Origin of the sequence: Cytobacillus sp. FSL H8-0458, from assembly GCF_038002165.1 — a bacterium.
In the GTDB taxonomy this organism is placed as follows: domain Bacteria; phylum Bacillota; class Bacilli; order Bacillales; family Cytobacillaceae; genus Cytobacillus.
Genome location: NZ_JBBOBR010000002.1, coordinates 519,085 through 544,195, shown reverse-complemented (window position 1 = coordinate 544,195; position 25,111 = coordinate 519,085). Strand labels below are relative to the sequence as shown.

Here is a 25,111-nt window from a genome sequence, read left to right as displayed (position 1 = left end):
TAGAAATTAAGGAAGAAACGCCTGCCGAAGACATGGATCTGGCGAAGCAAAAAGCCGCTGCAGCCGCGAAGGCAAAGGCAGCCGCCCTGGCTAAAATGAAAGCGAAAGAGCAGGTAGAAACAAAGGAAGAAACGCCTGCCGAAGACATGGATCTGGCGAAGCAAAAAGCCGCCGCAGTAGCGAAAGCAAAGGCCGCCGCATTGGCTAAAATGAAAGCGAAAGAGCAGGGAGAAGCAGAAGCTCCAGCGGAAGATATGGATCTGGCGAAGCAAAAGGCCGCCGCAGCCGCCAAAGCAAAAGCCGCCGCAGCTGCAAAGGCGAGAGCAGCAGCTCAAGCAAAACAAGCAGGCGGGGACGATGAAAAAGCAAAAGCGATTGCAGCCGCAAAGGCAAAAGCCGCCGCCGCAGCCAAAGCAAAATTAGCCGCAGCAGGCAAAGCTGACGGATCAGCTGATGATGAAAAGGCCAAGGCAATCGCAGCAGCGAAAGCAAAGGCCGCGGCCGCTGCCGCCGCGAAGGCTAAAGCTGCCGGAAGCAAGGCTGACGCTGAACCAGCAGAAGAAAAAGCTCCATCTGCTAATCAGCCTTACCTTGATAAATATGTAAAGGTAATTGAAAAAAACCTGGGATCTGATGTTCTTGAAGAGTACTATATTAATAATCTCTCCAAGGAAGTGCCGACTTTGGTTGCCAGAGCTGAATCATATTTTAAATTGGCAGAATTCCTGAAATATAATGAACAGCTTGGCTTTGATTATTTATCAGAGCTTCATGGCTCCGATTTTGAGACCCACATGGAAGTGTATGCTCACTTATACTCATACAAAAACCGCCAATCTGTTGCACTGAAGGTTAAAATCGACCGTGATGAGCCGGTAATTGATTCACTGCAGCCGTTATGGGCAGGAGCCAATTGGCCGGAATGTGAGACATATGATTTGCTGGGAATCAAATTCAAAGGACACCCTAACTTATACCGGATTATGCTGGGGGAAGACTGGATTGGGCATCCGCTGCGAAAAGACTATGAACCGTACGATGTGGAGGTGTAACCAATGCTGCGAACAGAAGAAATGCTATTGAATGTTGGACCTCAGCATCCAAGTACCCACGGTGTTTTTCGCCTTGTTCTGAAAATTGACGGTGAGATCATCAAAGAGGCGAAACCGGTCATCGGCTACTTGCACCGCGGAACGGAGAAATTGGCTGAAAACCTGCAGTATACGCAAATTATTCCTTATACAGACCGAATGGACTATCTTGCCGCCATGACGAATAATTATATCCTTGTCCATGCAGTTGAAACGATGATGGATTTGAAAATTCCGGATCGGGCCGAATATCTGAGGATAATCACGATGGAGCTTGGCCGGATTGCCAGCCATCTCGTATGGTGGGGTACATATTTACTGGATATTGGGGCAACAAGCCCATTCCTTTATGCATTCAGAGAGCGTGAAATGATTATCAATATGCTGAATGAGATATCCGGAGGCCGCTTAACGTTTAACTATATGCGTGTCGGCGGTGTAAAATGGGATGCTCCTGAAGGCTGGATTGATAAAGTAAGAGAGTTTGTTCCATATATGCGTGAACAGCTCAAAGGCTACCACCAGCTGGTAACCGGAAATGAAATATTCATGAACCGTGTCAAAGGGGTAGGAAAGTATACGAAAGAGGATGCTTTAAACTACTCGCTGAGCGGTGCAAATCTCCGCTGCACAGGCGTGAAATGGGACCTCCGCAAAGATGAGCCATACTCCATCTATGACCGTTTCGAATTCGATGTGGCTGTTCAGGATGGCGGGGATGCGTGGGCCCGGTATCATGTGCGTATGCAGGAAATTGAAGAATCCCTAAAGATCCTTGAACAAGCGGTGGAGCAATTCCCGGCAGAAGGTGATATTCTGGCGAAAGTGCCAAAAATCATCAAAGCGCCAAAAGGGGAAGCGTTTGTCAGAATTGAATCTCCGCGGGGAGAAATCGGCTGCTATATCGCGAGTGATGGAAAGAAGGAACCATACCGGATGAAATTCCGGAGGCCATCATTCTATAATCTTCAAATTCTCCCAAAATTGCTTGAAGGCGAAAACATTGCGAACTTGATTGCTATTTTAGGGGCAATTGATATTGTCCTCGGGGAGGTGGACGGTTAATGGTAGAAGAACTTCTCCATTCCGAAGCAGGTCTGCTGAATTTCGGTATTTTCTTCTTGCTTGCCACCGTTTTACTATTAGTCGTTTTAGGATTTGTTACTTACGCCATTCTGGCTGAGCGTAAAGTTATGGGGTTTATGCAGCTGCGCCATGGGCCGAATCAGGTCGGCGGACGATGGGGGCTGCTGCAGACCGTTGCGGACGTATTAAAGCTTCTTTTAAAAGAAGACACCATTCCTAATCTTGCAGACAGGCCGTTGTTTATTCTTGCACCGGTTATTGCGTTTGCACCGGCATTCATGGTTCTGGCGACAATTCCATTTACAGACAAATTACAGTTTGCTGATATTGGAGTTGGATTGCTGTATTACATCGCCATTTCCGGACTGACAACAGTCGGTATTGTTACCGGAGCATGGGCTTCCAATAATAAATATGCATTGCTTGGCGGAATGCGCGCGGCTGCCCAGATGATTTCTTATGAGATTCCACTCGTTATGTCTGTATTAGGGATTATCCTTTTAACAGGCAGTCTAAACCTGAATGAAATCGTTGAAGCGCAAAAAAATGGCTGGTTCATTATTTGGCAGCCTATTGCTTTCATCGTATTCCTTATTGCTTCCACAGCGGAGCTGAACCGTGTACCATTTGACTTGCCTGAAGCGGAATCAGAGCTGGTCGCCGGTTTCCATGTTGAATATTCCGGCTTCCGCTGGGCGTTCTTCATGCTTGCGGAATATGTATATTTCTTTGCCATGGCTTCATTGACAACCGTATTATTCCTTGGCGGGTGGCTTCCGCTGCCGTTCCTGGAGTTCATTCCGGGTGCAGTCTGGTTTGCGCTTAAGTTTACGGCTGTAATCTTTGTTTTAGTCTGGTTTCGTGTTACATTTCCGCGCCTCCGTGCAGACCAGCTCATGGAATTTGGCTGGAAGGTTCTGCTGCCGGTAGCACTTGCGAATATTTTCTTAACAGCTTTGCTGAAAGAGTGGCTGAATATATTTTAATTAAGGAACAGCCTCATAACTTCGAGAATTGTCTAGCTACAGCGCCTACCCCCTCGAGGTCACAAGCCAATCCTCCCAAAAGGCAAAGAACGCCTTTCGGTGAGGCTCGTCTTGTGCTTGTCGGGGGTGGGCAAGGCGCATCATTTCTTAACAAGGGGTGAAAAACATGCTTGGTTTAGCGAAAGGATTATCGTATACCCTTAAAAACCTGACACGCAAAAAGGTAACCTATGACTACCCGAATGAGCCGCTTCCGCTTCCGGACCGGTTCAGGGGAATTCAAAAGTTTTACCCTGAAAAATGCATTGTCTGCAATCAGTGTGCAAATATTTGTCCAACCGATTGTATCGAGCTGACAGGGAAAAAACATCCGGACCCTGCTAAAAAGGGGAAAATCATTGATACCTATGATATCAACTTCGAAATTTGTATCCTTTGTGACTTGTGTACAGAGGTGTGCCCAACCGAAGCGATTATCATGACCAATAATTTTGAACTGGCGGAATATAGTCGTGATGAGCTGTTTAAAAACCTTGAATGGCTCGATGAAAATGATGAAAATATACGGAAGGTGAATAAAGCATGACGTTTTCAGGTGAGTTTTTAGCGTTTATGTCTCTAGCTTTAGTTGCGGTCATCGGCGGCGTGCTTTTATTGAACCTTACCAAAGTCGTGCATATGGTTGTCGCTCTTGTATTTACATTTGTAAGCATCGCCGGAATTTACGTGCTGCTTTCAGCTGAATTCCTGGCTGCGGTCCAAATCTTGATTTACTCTGGAGCGATTACCATCATCATGCTGTTTGGAATCATGCTGACGCGCCATAACGACACAAGCGAGCCCAAAACCGGCCGCTGGCGTAAGCTGTTAGTATTCGTGGGGGTTCTTGGCTTTGCTTTCGCGGTCTACATCGGAATTTATAACCTTGATTTGCCGTCAGCGCCGAATGACCTTCATGTCAATAACACAGAGCAAATCGGAATTGAGCTTTACTCAAAATTTATTATTCCGTTTGAAGTAACATCGGTCCTATTATTGGTCGCTTTGATTGGTTCCATTGTTCTGGCTAAAAAAGACGATGAAAAGGAGGCAGAAAAGGAATGAGTACAGTTCCCGTTCAAGCTTACCTGGCATTGGCTTTAATCCTCTTCTGCATCGGTCTGTATGGTGCTTTGACTAAGCGCAATACTGTGATTGTCCTGATCTCAATCGAATTGATGCTGAATGCGGTTAATATTAATCTTGTAGCATTCAGCAAATTTGGCATCACACCGTCCATTACCGGACAGATTTTTACGCTATTTGTCATTGCGGTTGCCGCAGCAGAAGTGGCAGTAGGTATAGCAATCCTGATTTCACTTTACCGTAACAAAAAGAGCGTTAACATTGATGAAATGGATGCCATGAAGCACTAAAGACACTATGAAAAATGCAGCCGGACTGGCTGAGAATAGAGAATTGAAAAGGCGGCCATAAGTGGCTCCCGCCTTAAAGGACCTGTTCATAAGGTCCCAATCTGGCACGCCGTGCTATGGGGTGTGTTCAAAAAAGGGGATTGTGATAATGATGGAGAATGCATGGATCATACCGCTTTTCCCGCTTTTATCGTTTTTGTTCCTTATTTTATTCGGCAAACGGCTAAAAGAAGCGAGTGCTTATATCGGGATTCTGTTTACCCTGGCATCGCTTGTCTATTCCTTATTGGTGCTATTTGACCGGTTTTCGGCACCAACTTATAAAGCAGAAGGCGTTTGGCTGACTATAGGGGATGTTCAGTTAACAGCGGGTTTTGAAGTTAATCAGTTAAATGCACTGATGCTGGTGATTGTATCACTTGTCAGTTTCCTGGTACATACGTATTCGAAAGGCTATATGCAGGGGGATGACCGTTTTCCTGTTTTCTATGCCTATTTAGGGTTATTTACATTTGCTATGCTAGGCCTTGTCATCTCGCCTAATCTGCTTCAGACGTATTTCTTCTGGGAGCTTGTCGGACTTGGTTCCTTCCTGCTGATCGGTTTCTATTTTTACAAAGAGGAAGCAAAGGCTGCAGCTAAAAAGGCATTTATCATGACTCGTATTGGAGACGTCGGCCTTTTGATCGGAATGATTCTATTATTCTGGCAGGCTGGCAGCTTTGAGTATGATGAGATTTTTGCAGCAGTTGAAGCGGGTGCCATTTCAAGCACGATGATTACGTTAACAGCGATTCTTATTTTTGTAGGGGCTGTCGGCAAATCAGGCCAGTTCCCGCTGCACACCTGGCTTCCGGATGCAATGGAAGGTCCAACGCCGGTCTCCGCATTAATCCATGCGGCGACAATGGTAGCGGCAGGTGTGTATTTAGTGGCCGCGCTGTTCCCGCTGTTTGCAGAAAGTGAAACAGCACTGATGACCGTTGCTGTAATTGGCGCGTTCACAGCTATCTTTGCCGCAAGCATCGGCCTGGTTCAAAAGGATATTAAGCGGGTGCTTGCTTATTCAACCGTCAGCCAGCTCGGCTATATGATGCTGGCGCTGGGTTCTGCCGGATATGTAGCCGGTGTGTTCCACTTAATGACACACGCCTTCTTCAAGGCTTTGCTGTTCCTTGCAGCCGGAAGTGTCATCCATGCCGTTCATACACAGAACATTGAACATATGGGCGGTTTATGGAAAAAGCTGCGCGTAACCGGCCCTCTATTCCTGATCGGAACACTGGCGATCAGCGGAGTGCCGTTATTTTCAGGGTTCTTCAGTAAAGATGAGATATTAATCGCTGCCTGGGCACACGGGAACACGGTGCTGTTCTGGCTTGCGGTAATTGCCGCATTCTTTACGGCATTTTATATGTTCCGCCTGTTCTTTATGGTTTTCGCTGGTGAAGCAAGAACCGATATGAAAAATGTCCACGAATCACCAAGTGTCATGACGCTGCCAATGGCAGTTCTTGGGGTGCTGGCTGTTGTGGCTGGATATGTGAATACACCGTGGTTTGGCACATTTCTCGGTGATTGGCTCGTGGAAGATAACCATGCTTTGGGCCATGGCCATATTGAAGGGCCAGCATGGATAATGATTGTTGCAACAGCTGTTTCCCTGCTTGGAATTTTCCTTGCCTGGCTAATGTACGGCAAACGCTCGCTTTCACGTGACTGGCTTACAAGCAGAATGCCGCTTTCATACAACGTTCTGTACAATAAATACTATATCGATGAATTCTATTCGCTGACCGTAGTGAATGGGGCAAAATTCATTAGCTCATTCCTGCGCTTCCTGGAAGTATTCCTGGTTGAGGGCCTTGTAAAGAGTGTAACTGGAATCACATCTGCACTCGGAAAGCTTGGTTCTAAATTCCATAATGGCCAGATTCAGACTTATGGAACAGTGGCATTTGTCGGCCTGGCTATTTTAGTCGTCATCTATGCGTTTACAGGGGGGTACTTAAAATGAACGTAGCTTATTTTTTATCCATTTTAGTTTTCTCCCCGCTGCTTGGTATTTTAGTATTATCTTTCCTGCCGAGAACGCAGGAATCATTGATCAAGACAGTTGGCTTCCTGGCTACGCTTCCTGCGCTTGTATTGTCGCTGATCGCCTATTTCCAATACCGGGCAGGTTCAGGCTTGGAACAGCTGAATGAAAAAGTAAGCTGGATTCAGTTTGGCGATTCAGGTCAGCTTGGAAATCTTTTTTCCATAGATTATGAATTGGGGCTGGATGGATTCTCCCTGATCATGATTGTTCTGACAGCTGTACTTTCTACACTTGCAGCGATTGCTTCTATTCATATTAAAAAAGAATGGAAGGGTTACTTCATGCTGTTTCTGCTGCTTGAAGTCGGCATGCTGGGTGTATTTGCCGCTGAAAACCTGATACTTTTCTTTATTTTCTTTGAAATCACATTAATTCCGACCTTCTTCCTGATCGGGAAATGGGGTTACTATGAAAAAGAAAATGCCGCATACAGCTTCCTGATCTATAACGGACTTGGATCTGCTGTGCTGCTGATCGTCATTATGGTGCTGTTTGCCCGTACTGGCACTGCCAATATTGATGCTTTGATGGCCGCCATGAACGCGGATAATCCGCAGCTTGTTGCGCCAATCTCTGAAAATATGAAAATGGGCATGCTGATTGCGCTTTTAATTGCATTTGGTGTGAAGCTTCCGATTTTCCCGCTGCACAGCTGGATGGTGCGGGTCCACGTACAAGCTCCGCCATCAATCGTCATGCTGCATGCCGGAGTACTTTTGAAAATAGGGGCATTCGGTTTAATCCGCTTCGGAATGGGAATATTTCCTGAGCAATTCCAAAGCCTTGCTGTATGGCTGGCTGTGCTTGGAGTCGTGAATTTATTGTATGGAGCGTTTCTGGCGTTTATTCAGACCGATTTTAAAATGGTGCTTGCCTACTCTTCTATTTCCCACATGGGAATCGTTTTAATCGGATTAGGAGCATTAAATGAGGCAGGAATACAGGGGGCGATTTTCCAAGTGGTTTCTCACGGTTTAATCGCAGCACTATTATTCTTCCTAGTAGGTGTCTTTTATGAACGCTTTCAAACCTCCAATATTCAAAATCTCGGTGGTTTGGCAAAAGGGATGCCGATTACGGCAGGCTTCCTTCTTGCAGGGGCAATGGCCTCCCTTGGCCTTCCTGGCATGTCAGGGTTTGTGAGTGAATTTATGGCCTTCCTTGGCCTGTTTAAAGAAATGCCGATTCTCGCTGCAGTCGGTACAATCGGTATCATTATGACAGCTGTTTACCTGCTTCGAGCGGTACTGGGTATCACATACGGCAAAGCGCATCGGGACTTTGCCGGCATAACGGATATGAAAAAGTTTGAGTTCGTGCCTGTCCTGGTCTTAGTCGGCTTAATTGTCCTGATTGGTGTTTATCCAAGTGTGCTGAGCGAACCGCTGACATCGACACTTGAAACGATCATGCTTGGGATAGGAGGGTGATGAAGGATGGATCTCGAAACATTATTATCTTATGAATGGGGCATAATGACGCCGGAGTTCATCATCCTTGGTGTTGCGACCGCTCTTTCACTAATGGATTTGTTTATGCCGAAATCCCAAAGCCGGAAAATTCTCGGCTGGGTCGGCTTTGCCGGAATACTCGCAGCTCTCGTTTCCTTACTGGGCCTTATCGGGCATAGTCCGGAATCCATTTTATTTGATACGTTCAGGCTTGATTCCTTTGCAAAAGCTTTCAAGCTACTGCTCTTAATCGGATCTGCTATGGTACTGCTGATTGCCATTGGCTATGAGCCGAATGAAGGATTGGAAGAATTCAGGGGGGAGTTTTTCTATCTGTTCATGGCTGCATTGCTTGGGGCAATGATCATGTCTTCAAGCGGAGATTTAATTACCCTGTTTGTGGGACTTGAGCTTCTTTCCATTTCGTCCTACATTCTGGCAGGCATGAGAAAAAGAAATCTGCATTCAAACGAATCGGCCATGAAATATGTGATCAACGGCAGTATTGCCACAGCGATCACCTTGTTCGGAATGAGTTATGTATACGGTTTAACGGGAACTACGAACTTAAAGGAAATGTCCGGATTTTTGACATCCATCTATAATGAACAGCATATATACCTGTTAGGCCTTGCATTCTTTATGATCGTGGTGGGACTTTCTTTTAAATTGGCTACAGCGCCATTCCATATGTGGGCGCCGGATGTTTACCAGGGTGCACCTATGCCTGTAACAGCTTTTTTAAGCGTAGTTTCCAAAACAGCCGGATTCATCATTGTTATCCGCATTCTGTTTTCAATCTTTGCGAATGCGCCATCCGGTGATGTACAGGGGCTTCCGATGATCCTGGCTCTTCAGGATTACATTGCCTTCCTGGCAGGAGCCACGATGATTATTGGGAACTTGATTGCGCTTAGACAGCGGAATATCAAGCGTTTGTTTGCCTATTCCAGCATCGCTCAGGCGGGTTACCTGCTGGTTGTGATTGCGAGCATGTCACTATTCATGTTCGATACGCTCTGGTTTTACCTCGGTGCTTACTTATTCATGAACCTTGGCGCTTTCGCGGTTATCCAGCATGTGACACATAAATCTGGTTCAGAAGATATCAGCCAATTTGCCGGGCTTTACCGCCGCGCACCGCTCCTGGCCATCGCAATGGCTATCTTCCTGCTGTCACTTGCAGGTATTCCGGGGACAGCCGGGTTTATTGGCAAACTGAATATTTTCATGGGTGCCTTAGTGCCAAATGAAGGCCATTATGTATTGGTATCAATTATGATTGCGACAACAGTCGTTTCATATTTCTACTATTTCGGTGTCATGGTGCAAATGTTCTTCAGGCCTGCAGCCGATACAGGAAAGGTTAAAATCCCGGCTGCATTAACAGCTGTTATCGGCATCAGCTTGGCAGCCACCATCCTGTTTGGAATTGCACCAAATATTGCATTTGACTTCCTGCAGGGCAATTTCAATCAGTTTACTGATTTCTTTCAATAAAAAGCTTTTTAAAATGGGGGTTTTAAAAAGCTGTTACGAAAAAAGGGACAAAAGGGGTATAAATAGGAGGGGGAAATCTCCCCTTCTTTTTTGTTTGCCATGGTTTAGACTTCGGGTTTATTCGACAATTCGATATAATGGACTTATAAACTGCGAAAAACAAAGAAACTTAATTTTCAAAAAACAGCTATTCATGAAACTTACCTGATAGTATAAACGTCAAATGGTATTGTAGCACACAAAGCAGGTAAGCGAAGTGGCAATGAATTAAAGGAGGGAAGTAGATGATATCAGGATTTGGGCAGCAGGCACTCATCAGCATTATGTCTCATCTGGTGTTTATTGCGCTGGCCTGGTGGGCGCTTCAGGCATTGCGGTTTGAAACCCTTTTGCGGGCGAATCATGTTTTTCAGGCACGTGTTTTGTATGTTCTGCTTTCAATTGTAATTGGATCTGCCGTCAGCAACTTCTTTCTCGATTATCTTTTATGGTCCCAGCAGCTTCCGCTTATACTGCAGAACATCACGTTTCTTTATGTGATGTAAAACCGGTCAATTTTTTATAAATATAGGTCTTCATACATGTTTTCAATTAGACAATTATTGAGTAAAATCTTTTTTGTTGCTTGTTTTCCTGCATACATACTATCTTGTGAAATGATTTGCAAAGTATGCATAGAAAGGTAAAAAAGCATCGAAATTAATAGTGTTTTGCTGCCTTTTCAGTTTGTCAAAAAGTGACGACAATTCCCAAGTATGCTCACTCTATCCTTGGTAACAATGGTACTAAGGGGAGGAGTTTCAGATGAAAAAATCATTCATTACATTATCTATTATTGCCATTATTGGTTTCATGATGATAAACATTGGGAATAAGACGACTGTAGCCAAAGGGGAGCTTGACCTGTTAACGATGGCCTCGATTTTACAGGGCGAGAATATTTTAATCAAAGATTGGACTTTGCATGCGAGAGAAAAAATGGAAACCCAAAACCTTCAGGAAGTAAAAGCATTCACAAGTGAATTGCAGTCAAAATATCCTGATTGGAAATGGAGCTTTCAAAAAACAGAAAAATCGTGGGCAGCAAAAGCTATTATTAAGCAAACAGATGCTCAGTCAGAAGCAGTAAAAATTTTATCAACCCCCACAAAAGGTCAAGTTCAGACGTATGTGATTTATGAGGCCAAAGGTCAGGGTTGGAAACAAGAACAGAGCAAACTGGCTGCAGAACTAAATAGTAAGATTTCTGACATTTTTCGAGGAAATGCCACAATTTTCTCTTGTATCCAAGGCGAATTCAATGATAAGATTAATAAGTCTTTGCCTGATACTGCAAATCAACTACTGGACGCTTTTGATGCGACAGAAATAGAAGCACTAAAAGAAGACCAATTTATTTCAGCATCAGCAAATTCGCCGCTTTTTGGTGAATTCATTGAGACAAATGGCAATGAAATGAACATGCAGCTTGGATTACGGACAAATGGAATGGGCGCCAAGACAAACATAGTTATTGGCACACCCATCATAACGATTGAATATTAATATAGAGAAATTGGACGCGGAGGGGAATACACTTTGGATAAAATCATCGTCCGCGGCGGAAATAGGTTAAGCGGTACTGTCAAAGTTGAAGGAGCAAAAAACGCTGTTTTACCGGTTATCGCCGCAACACTGTTAGCAAGTGATGGCAAAAGCGTAATTCGTGATGTCCCAACACTCTCCGATGTATATACTATTAATGAAGTATTACGCTATTTAAACGCCGAAGTGGAGTTTGAAAATAATACAGTAACAGTAAATGCATCTCGAGAGTTGAAGGTAGAAGCACCATTTGAATATGTACGCAAAATGCGTGCTTCAGTTTTAGTCATGGGATCTTTATTAGCAAGAAATGGCCGTGCCCGTGTGGCATTGCCAGGGGGCTGCGCAATCGGTTCCCGCCCAATCGATCAGCATTTAAAAGGCTTTGAAGCGATGGGTGCAAAAGTAAAGGTTGGTAATGGCTTTATTGAAGCGGAAGCACCTGAAGGCCGCTTGCACGGAGCAAAAATATATCTCGATTTCCCTAGCGTTGGTGCTACGGAAAACATTATGATGGCTGCAACATTAGCTAAAGGCACAACGGTTTTGGAAAACGTAGCAAAGGAACCTGAAATTGTGGACCTGGCTAACTTCCTTAATAAAATGGGTGCCAAAGTTAAAGGAGCAGGAACGGGCACGATCCGCATTGAAGGTGTGGACGTACTGTTCGGTGCAGAGCACAACATCATTCCTGACCGCATTGAAGCAGGCACATTCATGGTGGCAGCTGCTATTACAGGCGGAGACGTTCTTGTAAAGGGTGCTGTACTTGAGCATTCTGCTTCATTAATCGCTAAAATGGAAGAAATGGGTGTTACCTTCATTGAAGAAGCTGAAGGCATCCGTGTACTGGGTCCAGACAAGTTGAAGGCAGTTGATATTAAAACAATGCCTCATCCTGGCTTCCCGACAGACATGCAATCACAAATGATGGCCCTATTGCTTCACGCTCAGGGTACAAGTGTGATTACGGAAACTGTATTCGAAAACCGTTTCATGCATGTGGAGGAATTCCGCCGCATGAACGCCGATGTTAAAATTGAAGGCCGTTCTGTGATCATGAACGGACCAAGCAATCTGCAGGGAGCAGAAGTAGCTGCGACAGATCTTCGTGCAGCTGCAGCCTTGATCCTTACTGGATTGGTGGCAGATGGCGTAACACGCGTAACAGAGCTGAAGCATCTTGACCGCGGATACGTGGACTTCCATGAAAAGCTTGCCGGACTGGGAGCAGATATTGAGCGTGTGACAGAAGTGGAAGAAACACCTGTTAATAATGGTCTTGTTTCTGACATGAACGCATAAGTAATGCCAATCAAGGCGGCTTCCTTAGAGTCGTCAAAATAGTCGCCTTGCGCGCATTTCAAACTGAAACCGCAGAATCGAGCTGTCAGAGGACTGACAAATCGATTCTGCGGTTTTTGATATGCTATTTTTCGATCGAGCGCTCAATCAATCTAGTTTCCGCACATAAATCAGGCCTAACCGCACATAAAAAAACTTATCCGCACACAAATTTGCCCTATCCGCACACAAATGGAAAAGACATAGGACTTCGATGTTAAAATAGCTGGAAATCCACTGCTTCTAGGAAGAAAAAAATTTTTGTTACGTAATAAATTCAAAAACGTTTAATTTCCCAGCAGGTTTACCCCTTTTCCCTGGCTTCAGAAGCAAATATTAATCTATTGTCATATTAGCTTGTCCATAGCCATAAACATGAATTGAGTTCGAATTATTTATTTGCTATGGAGGCTTAAAACATGACAAAATTCAAACCTTTCATCGTACTAGCCGCACTGTTGTTTGCCGTCACGCTCATCGTTCCCTCCCTGCTTGTGATTCCTTTTACAGAAGGGAATGTCAGCGGGAAGCTTGGTGAGGAGCTTAAGACTGATGCCAAGAAAGAGACAGCGGCAGAAATTCCTCAAGGGCCAGCCATAGAGGTAGGGGTCTACCGCCTTGCACAGAAAAAGCTGGAGACGGTACCGCTTGAAGACTATATTGTCGGAGTGGTAGCATCGGAAATGCCGGCCGAGTTTGAAGAAGAAGCTTTAAAGGCGCAGGCATTGGCGGCAAGAACTTTTATTGTGAAACAAATGATGAACAAAGATAGCGTGGAACTTCCTGAAGGGGCATTAGTGTATGATACCGTAACCCACCAGGTTTATAAAAGTGAAAGTGAACTTAAGCAAATTTGGGGACCTGACTACAAATGGAAAATTCAAAAGGTTGAAGATGCCGTAAACTCAACAAGAGGCCAGATCCTCACCTTCGACGGCTCACCGATAACAGCTTCCTTTTTTTCAACAAGCAATGGCTTCACCGAAAATTCCGAAGCCATCTGGCCAAATTCCGTTCCTTATTTAAAGAGTGTAGAAAGCAAATGGGACCTGGAGTCTCCTAAGTTTAACGGCAGAGAGGTATTCACTGTACAGGATTTTGAAAGGAAATTGGGCGTGAAGCTTCCAAATGACAGCACCATTGGCACAGTGACTGAGCGAACAGCCGGCCAGCGGGTTTCAAAAGTGGATATTAACGGGAAAGTAGTCAGCGGAAAAGACATCAGAGAGAAACTGGGCCTGAAATCAACAGACTTTACCTGGGAACGCAAAGGTGACAATATCATTATCAACACACAGGGCTACGGCCATGGAGTCGGCATGAGCCAATACGGCGCAAATGGCATGGCAGCTGAAGGAAAGAACTACAAAGAAATCGTTGCCCACTATTATAAAGGAGTGGAAATTGCGGCGTCTGACCAATTGCTGACGAAAGTAACGGCTAAAAAATAAACGAAAGAGCTGGTTCATAGAGAATCAGCTCTTTCATTTTGCCCTATTAAAGAAACCAAGAAGCTTACCAAGCCTTTTAAACCGCCCATAAAAAAGAGCCCTGCTGATAAAATACCAGCACACCGCCACACCGGTAATATCCTTAACAGCGTCAATCACAGCAGCAGACCGGTACGGTACAAATGACTGGTGGATCTCATCGAGAATACCATAGAAGCACGCAAACACAGCCAAAAGAATATTCACTCCCGGTGTCAGCTTTACTGCAGTCAACGCTGCCAGAACAAGAAGAACATACAAAATACCAAACTCAATCAGATGCATAGATTCTTTAATAAACCGGTCCATCGCCAAATCCGGCAGCTCCACCACAGCATCAGCAGGCATGCTGGACAGGATCCAAATTAGCGCCATATATAGGAAGGGCAGCACACGTATTATCCACTTAACCATTCTTAGTAACTCCTTTTTAATTTTTTTCTAGTATCATGCATAATCCTAAAACGTTTGTCGAAAAATAAGCCCAAAAAATTTTTTTTGAGAAATGTATATAATCCTCTCAATCTGTTCAGACTGATTGCTGAGGTGATGATAAATGAGAGAGGAAGAAAAGAAACGATCTTCTCAAGATTCCAGCTTTAAACGCTTTATGAAAAAGCGGTGGGCATTCCCAGCTATCTACATTGCAAGTGCAGCAATCATTCTAACCGGTGTTCTTTGGTACCAGACTAGCGACAACGCTACAGACACTGACAGCTACGATTACGAAGCCACTGATATTACCGGCAAAAAGTACGACGAGCCAGCATTGGAAGTTAACCGCGCAATGGAAAACTTCGTAATGCCTGTCAAAGACCCAGACTCAGCTGTCATTCAAAAACAATTCTACGACTATGACGGCAAGGCTGAAGAACAGGAAGCTGCTCTAGTATTTTACAATAACACATACCATCCGAACACAGGTATTGATATTGCCACTAAGGATGGAGAAACATTTGATGTCCTTGCTGCATTAAGCGGAAAAGTTACCAAGGTAGAAGAAGATTCACTGTTGGGCAATGTCATTGAAGTGGAGCATGACAAAGGAATTGTAACACAATATCAATCTGTTACAGAGATGAATGTTGAGGTTGGCGACCAGGTAGAACAGGGTGATGTACTTGCTAAGGCAGGCGAAAGCTTGTTTAATGAAGAAGCAGGCGTACATGTACACTTTGAAATCCGCAAAGACGGAACGCCGGTCAATCCGCTTGATTTCTTCAATAAGCCGCTAAGCTCTTTACAGGAGCTGGACACAGCTGACAAAGCAGACGCTGAGGAAAACAGCGGTGCAACTGAAGAAAACGATGAGGCTGCTCCTTCTGAGGACAAGTCCGCTGAAGAGTCTGGCAATACGGAAGACGAAGGTTCTGCTGAAGAATCTGCAGATGAAAATGCCGGAAATACGGAAGAAGACGAGTCTGCTGATACAGAAGAAGACCCAGCTGGAACTTCCGAAGACGAAGGTCAAACTGACGACCAAGTTGAAGAAGACACTGCAACTGAATCAACTGACGCATAATCATAGAGAGTCTGCCGAAATGGCAGGCTCTTTTTTGAGTGATGTCTAGCTCCACAAGGGACGCTTCGGGAGCATAAACATCGCAGGACTAAAAGCGTTAGCTTTTAGGAGGAGCGCCTGCCCCCTCGAGGTGAGGCCCCCAGGACAATGAAGGCTTCGTCAGCATAAACAATCGCACGACCGAAAGCGACAGCTTTTGGGGGTCATGCACGTTGCCACAGGACGGGGCGTTCTTAGTCTGCGTTCCTTCGTGGGGCAAGGCGCTTCCGCTTTTCTTTTGACAGGCACCACCCGATTTTTATCGAATCAGTATTTTTTCGACAATTTCGTCATTATCCTGTATAATATTTCGAAAAACGAAGTGTTATATAGGGGGAGAAAGACATGAAGAAGCTGCTGTTAACCGGTTTTGAACCTTTTCTGGATTTTTCGATCAATCCTACAGAAAAGATTGTGAATGCACTGGATGGCAAAGCGGTTGGAAATTATGAAATTAGGGGGCATCTGCTGCCGGTTGATTTTAATCTTGCACCTAAGAAAATAGTAGAGGAAGTGGTCGGGAAAAAGCCTGATGCAGTAATTTCTCTTGGGCTGGCTGCCGGACGGACAGCCATCACTCCTGAGAGAATCGCGATCAATTGCCAGGACGGCGAGCCGGATAATAGCGGAGTCGCACCTGAGGACAAACTGATAGAGGAAAATGGTCCCGATGGCTATTTTTCCACCCTGCCGATCCGGCGGATGGTTAATAGACTTAAGGAAGCGGGATATCCTGCAGCCATCTCAAACACAGCTGGGACGTATCTATGCAACAACGTGATGTATTCCGTGCTTCACCTGCTAAAATCGACAAACACTGAATTACCGGCGGGTTTTGTGCACATACCTGCATCCCATGCCCTGGCGGCTGTCAGTAAAAAAAGCATGGCAAGCTGGTCAGATGCCGATCTGCTGGAAGCAATTACGCTTATCATAAAAGAATTGGACTAAGGAGCCGGATTGGCTCTTTTTTTTAGCAGTTTCTATTATTAATATAGTGTTTTCCTCTAATACCCTAAAGTTCCCGCTATCCATTTTTACTGAATAAAACCCTTATATATCAAAGGATAGATTAATTCCTTAAAAAAATTTATAGATATTCCCAGCATGTACTTGACCTGGAAATGATTTTTGTACATAATGAAGTATGAATTTTCTTAAAATTAAATGAAATCAGAAAACACGTCAAGCGCCCATCTTGAAGCATAAACACAAAGAGGAAAAATGACAGCGCTTTCGAAAAAGGGGGAAACCAATTGCTTCCGTTACTGTCTATGATGATCATTACAGGAATTTGTCTCTTTCTTGCTTTAAGGAAGAAAAGGCCAATTTTCCTGGCAGTCCCATTTCTATCAATCTTTGCTTACTTCCTCGTTCAAATCATTCTTGTTCCAGCACCTTTCATGGATACAGTCAAATTTATTTTCAGTTTAAGGTAATGGTTTTGTCCGGGTCCGGATAATGGATCCGGTAAAATAGCAGCGATTCAGCTGTACATATTCCAATTAAGGAGTGATTCCCTACCAATACAACCTTTTCATCAAAATTGATCTGCAAATTTATCATTTTTAACGGGGGTGGAGTTTTTTGAAGAAAATCGATAAAAAAGTAGCGGACAGTTATTTTCGCGAAAAGACTCGGAATATGATCATTTATTTTGCTATTGGCTTTCTTGCCTCTTTTGGAGTTGTCTTTTTCGCAGAACCATTAAGCGATATTACCATTAACGGATTCCCCTTCCACTACTTTATGGGCGCACAGGGAGCTGTACTGACGTTTATCATTCTGCTGTTTGTTAATGCAAAAATGGGAGATGCAATTGATCGGAAATATGGAATAGATGAAAACAAAAATGAACAAATCAGTTCAGGGAAAGTTCTTGATCATTAATTAACGAAAAATGAGCGGCTGTTCAAGCTTCCGCTATACAGAGAGAAAAAAGCGGCGTCATAAAAAAATCGATCGAAAAAAAGGGGGATGTTCTTGGATACACAGTTTTTGGTCTCATTAACTATCATTTTAGCTACATTTGCTTTGTATATTGGCATAGCCGTTTACAATAAGGCCAAAGAAACTTCTGAGTTCTATGTTGCCGGCCGCGGAGTGCCGCCAATCTTCAATGGAATGGCGATTGGCGCTGACTGGATGAGTGCTGCTTCCTTTATCGGGATGGCAGGAACGATCATGCTTCTGGGTTATGACGGTCTTGCCTATATTATGGGCTGGACGGGCGGATACCTGCTCTTAACCTTCCTGCTGGCACCACAGCTGCGGAAATATGGCCGCTACACGGTTCCGGAATTCATCGGTGACCGCTTTGACAGCCACACAGCACGAGTGATTGCAGCCCTTTGTACAATCATCATCAGCTTCACCTATTCGATTGGCCAGCTTTCCGGTTCCGGAGTAGTTATTGGCCGTCTTTTTGAAATTGATGCAAAGCTTGGAACCATGATCGGTGTCGTTCTGATTGCCTTTTATGCTGCATTCGGAGGCATGAAGGGGATTACTTGGACGCAGGTTGCTCAGTATGTCATTTTGATTATTGCTTATATTATTCCAGTCGTTTTCATGTCCCTGCAAATTACAGGAAACCCGGCACCATGGCTTTCTTACGGAGAGCTTGTAGGTAAAATGGGTGAGCTCGACCGTGAAATGGGGATCTCTGAATACTTTGCGCCATTTACAAATGGAACAAAGTGGCAGTTCCTTGCCCTTATGTTTACCCTGATGGCTGGTACTGCAGGACTGCCGCACGTAATTGTCCGTTTCTATACGGTATCAACGATGAAGGCAGCCCGCTGGTCGGGAGCATGGGCATTGCTGTTCATCGGCTTGCTGTATCTGTCTGCACCTGCATACGCTGCATTCTCCCGTTTCATTTTAATGACACAGGTTGCCGGCAGCAAAATTACGGAGCTCCCAGCCTGGACAAAGACCTGGGTTGATACAGGCAAGCTGCAAGTAGCAGATGGCAATGGCGACGGAGTCCTTCAATGGAACGAACTCATTATCTCGAATGATATTGTGGTTATGGCGACACCGGAAATTGCCAATCTTGGCATGTTTGTCATCGGTCTTGTGGCAGCAGGTGCAATGGCTGCTGCGTTATCAACGGCCGGAGGTTTGATGATTGCGATTTCTTCCGCATTTGCTCACGATATTTTTTACCGGGTGCTAAAGCCGAATTCAACTGAAAAAACACGTCTTTCAGTTGCCCGATGGTCTATTGTCATCGCCACTCTTTTGGCCGGTGTGATCGCGCTTAACCCGCCAGGAGCCATTACGCAAATTGTTGCCTGGGCATTCGCGCTCGCGACAGGGACATTCTTCCCGGCGCTAGTTCTGGGTGTCTGGTGGAAGCGTTCAAACTCACAGGGGGTTATTGCCGGCCTGCTGGTCGGGTTAGGTGTTACCTTGGCGTACATCTTTGCAGCTAAATATGGAGGATTTACAATCTTGGGAATCATTGATACAGGTGCCGGTGTGTTTGGTGCCACAGCTGCATTTGCAGCTAATATCATTGTTTCTCTCATGACAGCTGCTCCTTCGCAAAAAATTCAGGAGGAAGTTATGGATCTTCGCTATCCGGAGCAAATGGTATATAAAGATGGTGAAGTATGGATGAACGATGATGGATCAAAATCTCTATAACCTATACAATCTCGAGGCTGTGCGGTTTCACCCCTTTTTTCATGGGGTGGAATCTGACATGGCCCTTTCACTTCTATCCATGTGCGAAGTACGCCACTACAAAAAAAATGACGTGATACTGAAAAAAAATAAACCTCGTGAAGGCCTTCTGCTCCTATTAGAAGGTCTTTCAGAGGTATTTGTGAAAAATGACCACAGCGGGAGGGAGGAAGTGCTCGAAGTGGTCCAGACAGGAGAGTTGATTGGATTTTCCAGCCTCGCCGATTTCCTGGGTGTATCCAAACAGACCTCTGTTGAGCTTGTCGAAGTCAAAGCCTCCAGTGAGGTAACGGCGATGTTCATTCCGTTTGAAGTGGTGAGAAAAAGATGGGATGATCCTGCAGTTCATGATTACCTGCTGACTCAGGTTGCCGTGAGATTGAAGGATGTATACACGTCACTTGCAGAACAGGTCAAGCTTGCAACAGATTATGGGGAAAATGATGCATTCATGATCCGGGTTCAGGATGTTATGAGCAGTGAGGCAGCCGCAGTCAGCCCGGCTGCAACCATTCAGGAAGCAGCCCGGCTCATGCTTAAAAGAAAGATTAGTTCAGTCCTCGTTACAGATAAGGACAGCTTAAAAGGAATTATTACGGAAAGAGACATTGTGGAAGGGGTTGCTGCTGAAGGGGCAGATATTACTGCTCCAGCAAGCACCATTATGACAGCGGGTCCGGTTACGGTATCAAGGTCCGCTTATTATTATGACGCCCTTTCACTGATTCTGTTTAAGGGAATCAAACACCTGCCCGTAATGGAAGATTCAAAGGTCGCAGGGATAGTGACACTATCAGATTTGCTGAGAAAGAAAAATGAGAATGTGATAAAGACGGTTCAAAAAATCGAAAAAGCCGATCGAGACAGCCTTCCGCAAGTAAAAACCGGCATCTATGAGATAATTAATTCTTTAATAAGAGACCGTGTTCCTGTATTAAAAACGCTTGAGATCATTACAAAGCTATACGATCGCATGAGCGGCAGAATTATAGCACTATCAATTTCTGAACTGAGGGAAAAAGGCTTGCAGCAGCCATGCGAATTTGCTTTCTATCACATGGGCTCCAGCGGCCGTGGAGAACAGTTCATGCTCACAGATCAGGACCATTTCCTGGTTTATGAGAGCCAATCGGAGGAAGCAGAGGATTTTTTTGAAGAGCTGGGAAATAGGATCACTTCTAACATGGAGAGTGCCGGCTACGCTCGGTGCAAGGGCCTCATGATGTGCAGTGAGCAGAAATGGAGGGGTTCACTGGCAGTATGGGAGGAGCGGCTGCGAACCTGGCTGCTTCAATCCACTAACGACAATTTACTGTTAGCGCAAAACTTTTTCTCCTATCGGCTAATTGCGGGGAGTGAAGGGCTGCATGCAAAATTTGAAGCAATGGCTCGGGAGCAGATGAAAAGGTCCAGGATTTTTTTATACCGGCTGGCACAGCTTGAAAGGGAACATGTCATTCCCACGTTGGATCAGCCGCTACGGTCCTTATTTAAGCTGCAGCGCAAAAGCATGGATATGAAAAAAGAAGTTTTATTTCCCTATCACCATAGCCTGCAGATACTGTCACTGATGCATGGGAAACTATCAGGCACACCGCTTGAGAAAATAGATTTCCTGCAGGAAAGGCAGGTATTCTCAAAGGAGTTTGCACACGATTTGAGTGGTTCTGTAAGCACTATATTGACGTTGTATGTCACCCAGCGCTGGCAGCAGGAAGAAAACGGTGCCGCACCATCTTCCGTTGTCTCATTTTCCCGAATGTCTACCCGTGAAAAAGAAGAATTGATTCTAAGCTTAAAGACATTAAAGGAGCTGCAGAGCCAGGCAATTGCAAAATTCTCATTATAGCTAAAAAGGAGGCTGGTATGTTCTTTCTCAGAAAAAATGTGTCATGTTCATTAAAATATGAAAATATTCCATTATCCACTCCCCTGGAAGATCTGAATTTTATTGTTTTTGATACGGAAACAACAGGATTTCAGGTTTCTGCGGCAGACCGGATCATTGAAATTGGCGCCGTTCCGGTAAAAGGATTTCAGGTGCTGGAAAAGGACCTTTTTCAGACATATGTTAACCCAAAACGACAAATTTCTCGGGAAATAAAAGAACTAACCTCCATTACCGATGAGCTGGTAAAAGATGCCCCGCAGGCCATGGAAGCTATTCAGAGCTTTTTTGAGTATGTCGAATCAAGGGAGGCAGTATGCCTGATTGGGCATTATGTAAGCTTCGATGCCTTGGCTATAAAGAGTGAATGTAAGCGCGAAAAGCTTGCATTAAAAAATTTCCTGACCATTGATACGCTGGATCTGATTGGATTTATTGCTCCGTCTTGCGATATGCGTGACCTTGAAAGGTATGCCATGGCATTCGGCACCCGCATATATGACCGCCATTGTGCAGCTGGGGACGCTTTAACGACCGCTTACCTATTTGTTGAGCTGCTTTTTCAATTTCAGCTGAGGGGCCATAAAACCTGGGGGGAATTGATTAAAGCAACAGAGAGTCAAATGAGATCTCTGCATTATTAAGCGTCAGACATACGTGGGTGGAATGTTGATGAGCGGGTGGGTGATGTGGTTAACGAAGAAAAGCCGGCTGAATCCGGCTTTCCATCCCTTTATTGTATATTGATCAGAGCATCGTCCTTGTAAACCACGAGGATTTCTTTTCCTGACATTTTTTGATAAGACAGTGCTGTCCCATACGGTACCTTTAATGTAAAATAATCATTCCCGCTTTTAAATTCGACCGTAAAATTGTCTGCTGCACCGGTAATGATAGCCTTTGTTTTGGAAATATCCCCTTTAATGATTATTTTTTGATTGATGAGGACCATATCCCTTTTTAATTTGTTCAATGTTTTCAGTTCATTGACATTCATACGGTAGCGCTTTGCGATTCCCCAAAGTGTATCACCCGGCACCACGGTATAAACAGCTGTCTGGTTATTAAAGGAATCTTCTGTATGCCGTTCAATCCGAACCTCCAGTGTTTGGCCCGGCTGGATCTTGTCAGACTTAAGCCGGTTAACCGCTTTCAATTCTTTAACAGTCATATCATGTTCTCTGGAGATTTTATATAAAGTATCTCCCTGCTTCACTTTATAGAATCCTGTCAATGCATAAGCTTCATTTTCTGAAGCGCTGAAACCGGCTGATGCAATTACTGCTGCAAAAAGGGTGCTGGCTGCTGTCATTCCTCTTGCTTTTATCTTCTTTCTTTTATCATTTAGAATCCTTTCCTTGCGTGTTTGCATACTATATTCATCCTATCTATTGGAATATTGTGGTGTCATAACCAATTAAATGAATTGTTTTCCGAAAAAAATAGTACGGTATAAATATCCGCTTCACAATAGGGAGGAGTTCCTGGCTCTTTTCTCTTGTTTCCGAAAATGCATATAGTTCAATGCGCTCTGTAATTCCTAGATATATGCAATTTTCTGATGAAAATGAAATGGTTTATTGTTTCCGCGATGAATTAACCGGCAATGAAGGATTTTGTCGAATCTGCGGGGAAAGTCCCGAAACTTATAAATTGAACATTTAAAATTAGGGAAGTGGACATCGGTCTTTAGACTGCTTAATTTTTAATTACCCCAAAGGATTTTTTGAAAACATTTCTTATTTTGACTTCCAGATGTCCTATTTTCAAAAAATTTACACAAAACCTTGTCCTTATTGCGTTTTTCGTGCATATTCCCTCAACCAAGCTAATAAACTGTTACAAACCTTACAAAGAGAATGTATGAAGTGAGGGATCGTTTTACTAAACTAATGAATATGTTGAGGACATGTTTAATTATCGCAAACTGAAAGCAAGCTTTTCAGGCGCATGTACGATTAACTTCAATTAATCAGGAACCCATGCGGAATACAGTTAAAATCCAGACAGAAAGCGAGTCTCATTTCACACTTCTCACATCCAAATTGGGGAGGGCGAGTGGTGTGCACGATTACATCAAAGAGAGAACTATCAAGATTGGAAAGTATATCGTGGAGACGAAAAAAACGGTTCGCGTAATCGCGAAGGAGTTTGGCGTATCCAAAAGTACAGTCCATAAAGACTTGACGGAAAGACTGCCTGAAATCAATCCTGAACTGGCAAACGAAGTAAAGGAAATCCTGGATTATCATAAATCGATCCGCCATCTGCGCGGCGGGGAAGCCACTAAAATGAAGTATAAAAAAGAAGAAATGGAAGAAGAGCCAGTTAAATGAAATGAAACAAATGGCGCCGATAAAGGCGTCAAAGGCTAAAAACTGCCATTTTAACAGTGTCACGGCTAATTTTCCAAGCTGTACATGAACCTCAATTGCGGCTCCGGGGGCTAAAAGCTCATAAGCTGATTCCATAGCCTAAAACCAAGGCTTTGCTCTATGGATTTAAGCCCCTTCTCAAGTCGCCTGCATCGTTTTCCCAATTTCGACAAAAACCCTCAAAAAGTCTCACAAATTCTGTCAAAATGTTACTGCTTTCACAAGGAATGTGATAAAATATAAAATTAGGATAGAACTTGGTTCGTAAAGACTAGGACTCCTAAAGAGACGCCAGGCAAAATCATTTCTTTTATTAAAGAACTGATTTTTTTGCGTGGCTTGAACTGCTGTTGCGAATAATGATTTGATCATCTAACTAAAAAATTAATAAGCGAAGTTCGCTTTCAGAATGCCTAAATAGAGAGAGCCTTCAAAGGTGCGGACAGAAGCTGGCCATGTTGCAAGGAGGAAAAAAAGAAATGTTTGCTAGGGATATTGGGATTGATTTAGGAACAGCCAACGTGCTAATTCACGTTAAAGGCCGCGGTATTGTGCTGAATGAACCATCGGTAGTGGCAATTGACCGAAATACAAACAAGGTGCTGGCCGTAGGAGAAGAAGCACGCCGCATGGTCGGCCGTACGCCGGGGAACATCGTGGCAATCCGACCGCTAAAAGACGGGGTTATTGCTGACTTCGATGTAACAGAAGCGATGCTGAAGCATTTTATCAACAAATTGAATGTTAAAGGCTTCTTATCAAAGCCGCGCATTCTGATCTGCTGCCCGACAAATGTGACAGGTGTTGAACAGAAAGCGATCAGGGAAGCGGCTGAAAAAAGCGGCGGTAAAAAGATCTACCTCGAAGAAGAGCCGAAGGTTGCGGCCATCGGAGCAGGCATGGACATCTTCCAGCCGAGCGGTAACATGGTTGTCGACATCGGCGGGGGTACAACAGATGTCGCGGTTTTATCAATGGGTGACATTGTGACGTCTTCATCCATAAAAATGGCCGGAGATAAGTTTGACAACGAAATTCTTCAATACATCAAAAAAGAGTACAAGCTTTTAATCGGTGAAAGAACAGCTGAAAACATTAAAGTAACGATTGGGACTGTATTTCCTGGCGGCAAAAACGAAGAAATGGAAATCCGCGGCCGCGATATGGTGTCAGGTCTTCCAAGAACCATTACAGTTCGATCCGAGGAAGTTCAGGGTGCTTTGGCAGAATCTGTTGATGTCATCGTCCAGGCTGCTAAAAGCGTGCTGGAACGCACACCGCCTGAATTGTCTGCAGACATCATTGACCGCGGGGTTATTTTAACAGGAGGCGGCGCACTTCTTCACGGAATCGACCAGCTTTTGGCGGAAGAGCTGAAAGTCCCTGTATTAATTGCAGAGAATCCGATGGATTGCGTAGCTGTTGGAACTGGCATCATGCTTGATAATATTGATAAGCTTCCAAAGAAGAAGCTTGTATAACTTAGGAACCTGCCACTTTGGCGGGTTTTTTCTTTTAGGGTCACCTTGTAAACATTTTTCCATAT

The 25,111-nt window shown here is 44.4% G+C and carries 24 protein-coding genes; 22 read left to right on the top strand and 2 right to left on the bottom strand.

Translation table 11 applies throughout. The features are described from left to right. The 13 genes from NYE23_RS23875 to spoIID form a co-directional block, all read left to right on the top strand. On the top strand, window positions 1-1,052 hold a 1,052-nt coding region (locus NYE23_RS23875; protein ID WP_341081812.1), incomplete at its 5' end, for an NADH-quinone oxidoreductase subunit C. A 3-nt stretch (window positions 1,053-1,055) separates the two neighbouring features. Beyond that, window positions 1,056-2,156 carry an NADH-quinone oxidoreductase subunit D gene (locus NYE23_RS23870; RefSeq protein ID WP_341081808.1) on the top strand — a complete coding sequence of 367 codons (1,101 nt, stop codon included), beginning with the start codon at window positions 1,056-1,058 and terminating at the stop codon, window positions 2,154-2,156. After that, window positions 2,156-3,163, top strand: a complete 1,008-nt coding sequence (gene nuoH, locus NYE23_RS23865; protein WP_341081806.1) for an NADH-quinone oxidoreductase subunit NuoH — start codon at window positions 2,156-2,158, stop codon at window positions 3,161-3,163. The genes NYE23_RS23870 and nuoH overlap by 1 nt, the downstream gene beginning before the upstream one ends. Before the next feature lie 166 nt (window positions 3,164-3,329). Continuing rightward, on the top strand, window positions 3,330-3,749 hold the full coding sequence (gene nuoI / locus NYE23_RS23860; RefSeq protein ID WP_035327886.1) for an NADH-quinone oxidoreductase subunit NuoI: 420 nt from the start codon (window positions 3,330-3,332) through the stop codon (window positions 3,747-3,749). After that, window positions 3,746-4,267, top strand: a complete 522-nt coding sequence (locus NYE23_RS23855; RefSeq protein WP_341081803.1) for an NADH-quinone oxidoreductase subunit J — start codon at window positions 3,746-3,748, stop codon at window positions 4,265-4,267. Before nuoI ends, NYE23_RS23855 begins: the two co-directional genes overlap by 4 nt. Further along, complete coding sequence (nuoK, locus tag NYE23_RS23850; protein WP_159344334.1) at window positions 4,264-4,578, top strand: NADH-quinone oxidoreductase subunit NuoK; 315 nt, start codon at window positions 4,264-4,266, stop codon at window positions 4,576-4,578. Before NYE23_RS23855 ends, nuoK begins: the two co-directional genes overlap by 4 nt. Window positions 4,579-4,726: 148 nt before the next feature. Next, a complete protein-coding gene (nuoL, locus tag NYE23_RS23845) occupies window positions 4,727-6,595 on the top strand; it encodes an NADH-quinone oxidoreductase subunit L (RefSeq protein ID WP_341081800.1) in 1,869 nt (622 codons plus the stop codon). After that, a complete protein-coding gene (locus NYE23_RS23840; RefSeq protein ID WP_341081798.1) occupies window positions 6,592-8,109 on the top strand; it encodes an NADH-quinone oxidoreductase subunit M in 1,518 nt (505 codons plus the stop codon). Before nuoL ends, NYE23_RS23840 begins: the two co-directional genes overlap by 4 nt. Before the next feature lie 6 nt (window positions 8,110-8,115). Continuing rightward, entirely contained in the window at window positions 8,116-9,630 is a 1,515-nt protein-coding gene (gene nuoN / locus NYE23_RS23835) for an NADH-quinone oxidoreductase subunit NuoN (protein ID WP_341081796.1), read from the top strand. 284 nt (window positions 9,631-9,914) lie between these two features. Continuing rightward, the gene (locus tag NYE23_RS23830) at window positions 9,915-10,175 is read left to right on the top strand and encodes a DUF1146 family protein (RefSeq protein ID WP_341081794.1); all 261 of its coding nucleotides are present in this window, start codon (window positions 9,915-9,917) and stop codon (window positions 10,173-10,175) included. A 259-nt stretch (window positions 10,176-10,434) separates the two neighbouring features. Beyond that, window positions 10,435-11,175, top strand: coding sequence for a YwmB family TATA-box binding protein (locus NYE23_RS23825; protein WP_341081791.1), 741 nt, complete (start codon window positions 10,435-10,437; stop codon window positions 11,173-11,175). A gap of 33 nt (window positions 11,176-11,208) precedes the next feature. Continuing rightward, window positions 11,209-12,519, top strand: coding sequence for a UDP-N-acetylglucosamine 1-carboxyvinyltransferase (murA, locus tag NYE23_RS23820; RefSeq protein WP_341081789.1), 1,311 nt, complete (start codon window positions 11,209-11,211; stop codon window positions 12,517-12,519). A 458-nt stretch (window positions 12,520-12,977) separates the two neighbouring features. After that, window positions 12,978-14,009, top strand: a complete 1,032-nt coding sequence (spoIID, locus tag NYE23_RS23815; protein ID WP_341081784.1) for a stage II sporulation protein D — start codon at window positions 12,978-12,980, stop codon at window positions 14,007-14,009. A 33-nt stretch (window positions 14,010-14,042) separates the two neighbouring features. On the opposite strand, the gene NYE23_RS23810 is transcribed toward spoIID, so the two are convergent. Continuing rightward, window positions 14,043-14,462: a VanZ family protein gene (locus NYE23_RS23810; protein ID WP_341081781.1), complete on the bottom strand. Its 420-nt coding sequence runs from the start codon at window positions 14,460-14,462 to the stop codon at window positions 14,043-14,045. A gap of 142 nt (window positions 14,463-14,604) precedes the next feature. Between NYE23_RS23810 and NYE23_RS23805 the strand changes: the two genes are divergently transcribed. The 7 genes from NYE23_RS23805 (at window position 14,605) to NYE23_RS23775 (ending at window position 21,834) form a co-directional block, all read left to right on the top strand. Further along, window positions 14,605-15,570: a peptidoglycan DD-metalloendopeptidase family protein gene (locus NYE23_RS23805; RefSeq protein WP_341081779.1), complete on the top strand. Its 966-nt coding sequence runs from the start codon at window positions 14,605-14,607 to the stop codon at window positions 15,568-15,570. A gap of 384 nt (window positions 15,571-15,954) precedes the next feature. Then, window positions 15,955-16,560, top strand: coding sequence for a pyroglutamyl-peptidase I (locus NYE23_RS23800; protein WP_341081776.1), 606 nt, complete (start codon window positions 15,955-15,957; stop codon window positions 16,558-16,560). A gap of 305 nt (window positions 16,561-16,865) precedes the next feature. Further along, window positions 16,866-17,048: a hypothetical protein gene (locus tag NYE23_RS23795; protein ID WP_035327835.1), complete on the top strand. Its 183-nt coding sequence runs from the start codon at window positions 16,866-16,868 to the stop codon at window positions 17,046-17,048. A 148-nt stretch (window positions 17,049-17,196) separates the two neighbouring features. Beyond that, complete coding sequence (locus tag NYE23_RS23790; protein ID WP_035328377.1) at window positions 17,197-17,499, top strand: DUF4212 domain-containing protein; 303 nt, start codon at window positions 17,197-17,199, stop codon at window positions 17,497-17,499. 93 nt (window positions 17,500-17,592) lie between these two features. After that, window positions 17,593-19,263, top strand: a complete 1,671-nt coding sequence (locus NYE23_RS23785) for a sodium:solute symporter family protein (protein ID WP_341081771.1) — start codon at window positions 17,593-17,595, stop codon at window positions 19,261-19,263. 58 nt (window positions 19,264-19,321) lie between these two features. Beyond that, on the top strand, window positions 19,322-21,151 hold the full coding sequence (locus NYE23_RS23780; protein WP_341081766.1) for a DUF294 nucleotidyltransferase-like domain-containing protein: 1,830 nt from the start codon (window positions 19,322-19,324) through the stop codon (window positions 21,149-21,151). 17 nt (window positions 21,152-21,168) lie between these two features. Beyond that, on the top strand, window positions 21,169-21,834 hold the full coding sequence (locus NYE23_RS23775) for a 3'-5' exonuclease (RefSeq protein WP_341081764.1): 666 nt from the start codon (window positions 21,169-21,171) through the stop codon (window positions 21,832-21,834). 89 nt (window positions 21,835-21,923) lie between these two features. Here NYE23_RS23775 and NYE23_RS23770 read toward each other — a convergent pair whose 3' ends face one another. Continuing rightward, window positions 21,924-22,562 carry a LysM peptidoglycan-binding domain-containing protein gene (locus tag NYE23_RS23770; protein ID WP_341081762.1) on the bottom strand — a complete coding sequence of 213 codons (639 nt, stop codon included), beginning with the start codon at window positions 22,560-22,562 and terminating at the stop codon, window positions 21,924-21,926. A gap of 691 nt (window positions 22,563-23,253) precedes the next feature. Here NYE23_RS23770 and spoIIID point away from each other — a divergent pair. Further along, complete coding sequence (spoIIID, locus tag NYE23_RS23765) at window positions 23,254-23,526, top strand: sporulation transcriptional regulator SpoIIID (protein ID WP_009332173.1); 273 nt, start codon at window positions 23,254-23,256, stop codon at window positions 23,524-23,526. 518 nt (window positions 23,527-24,044) lie between these two features. Then, a complete protein-coding gene (locus tag NYE23_RS23760) occupies window positions 24,045-25,046 on the top strand; it encodes a rod shape-determining protein (protein WP_061793486.1) in 1,002 nt (333 codons plus the stop codon). The last annotated feature ends 65 nt before the right edge of the window (window positions 25,047-25,111 follow it).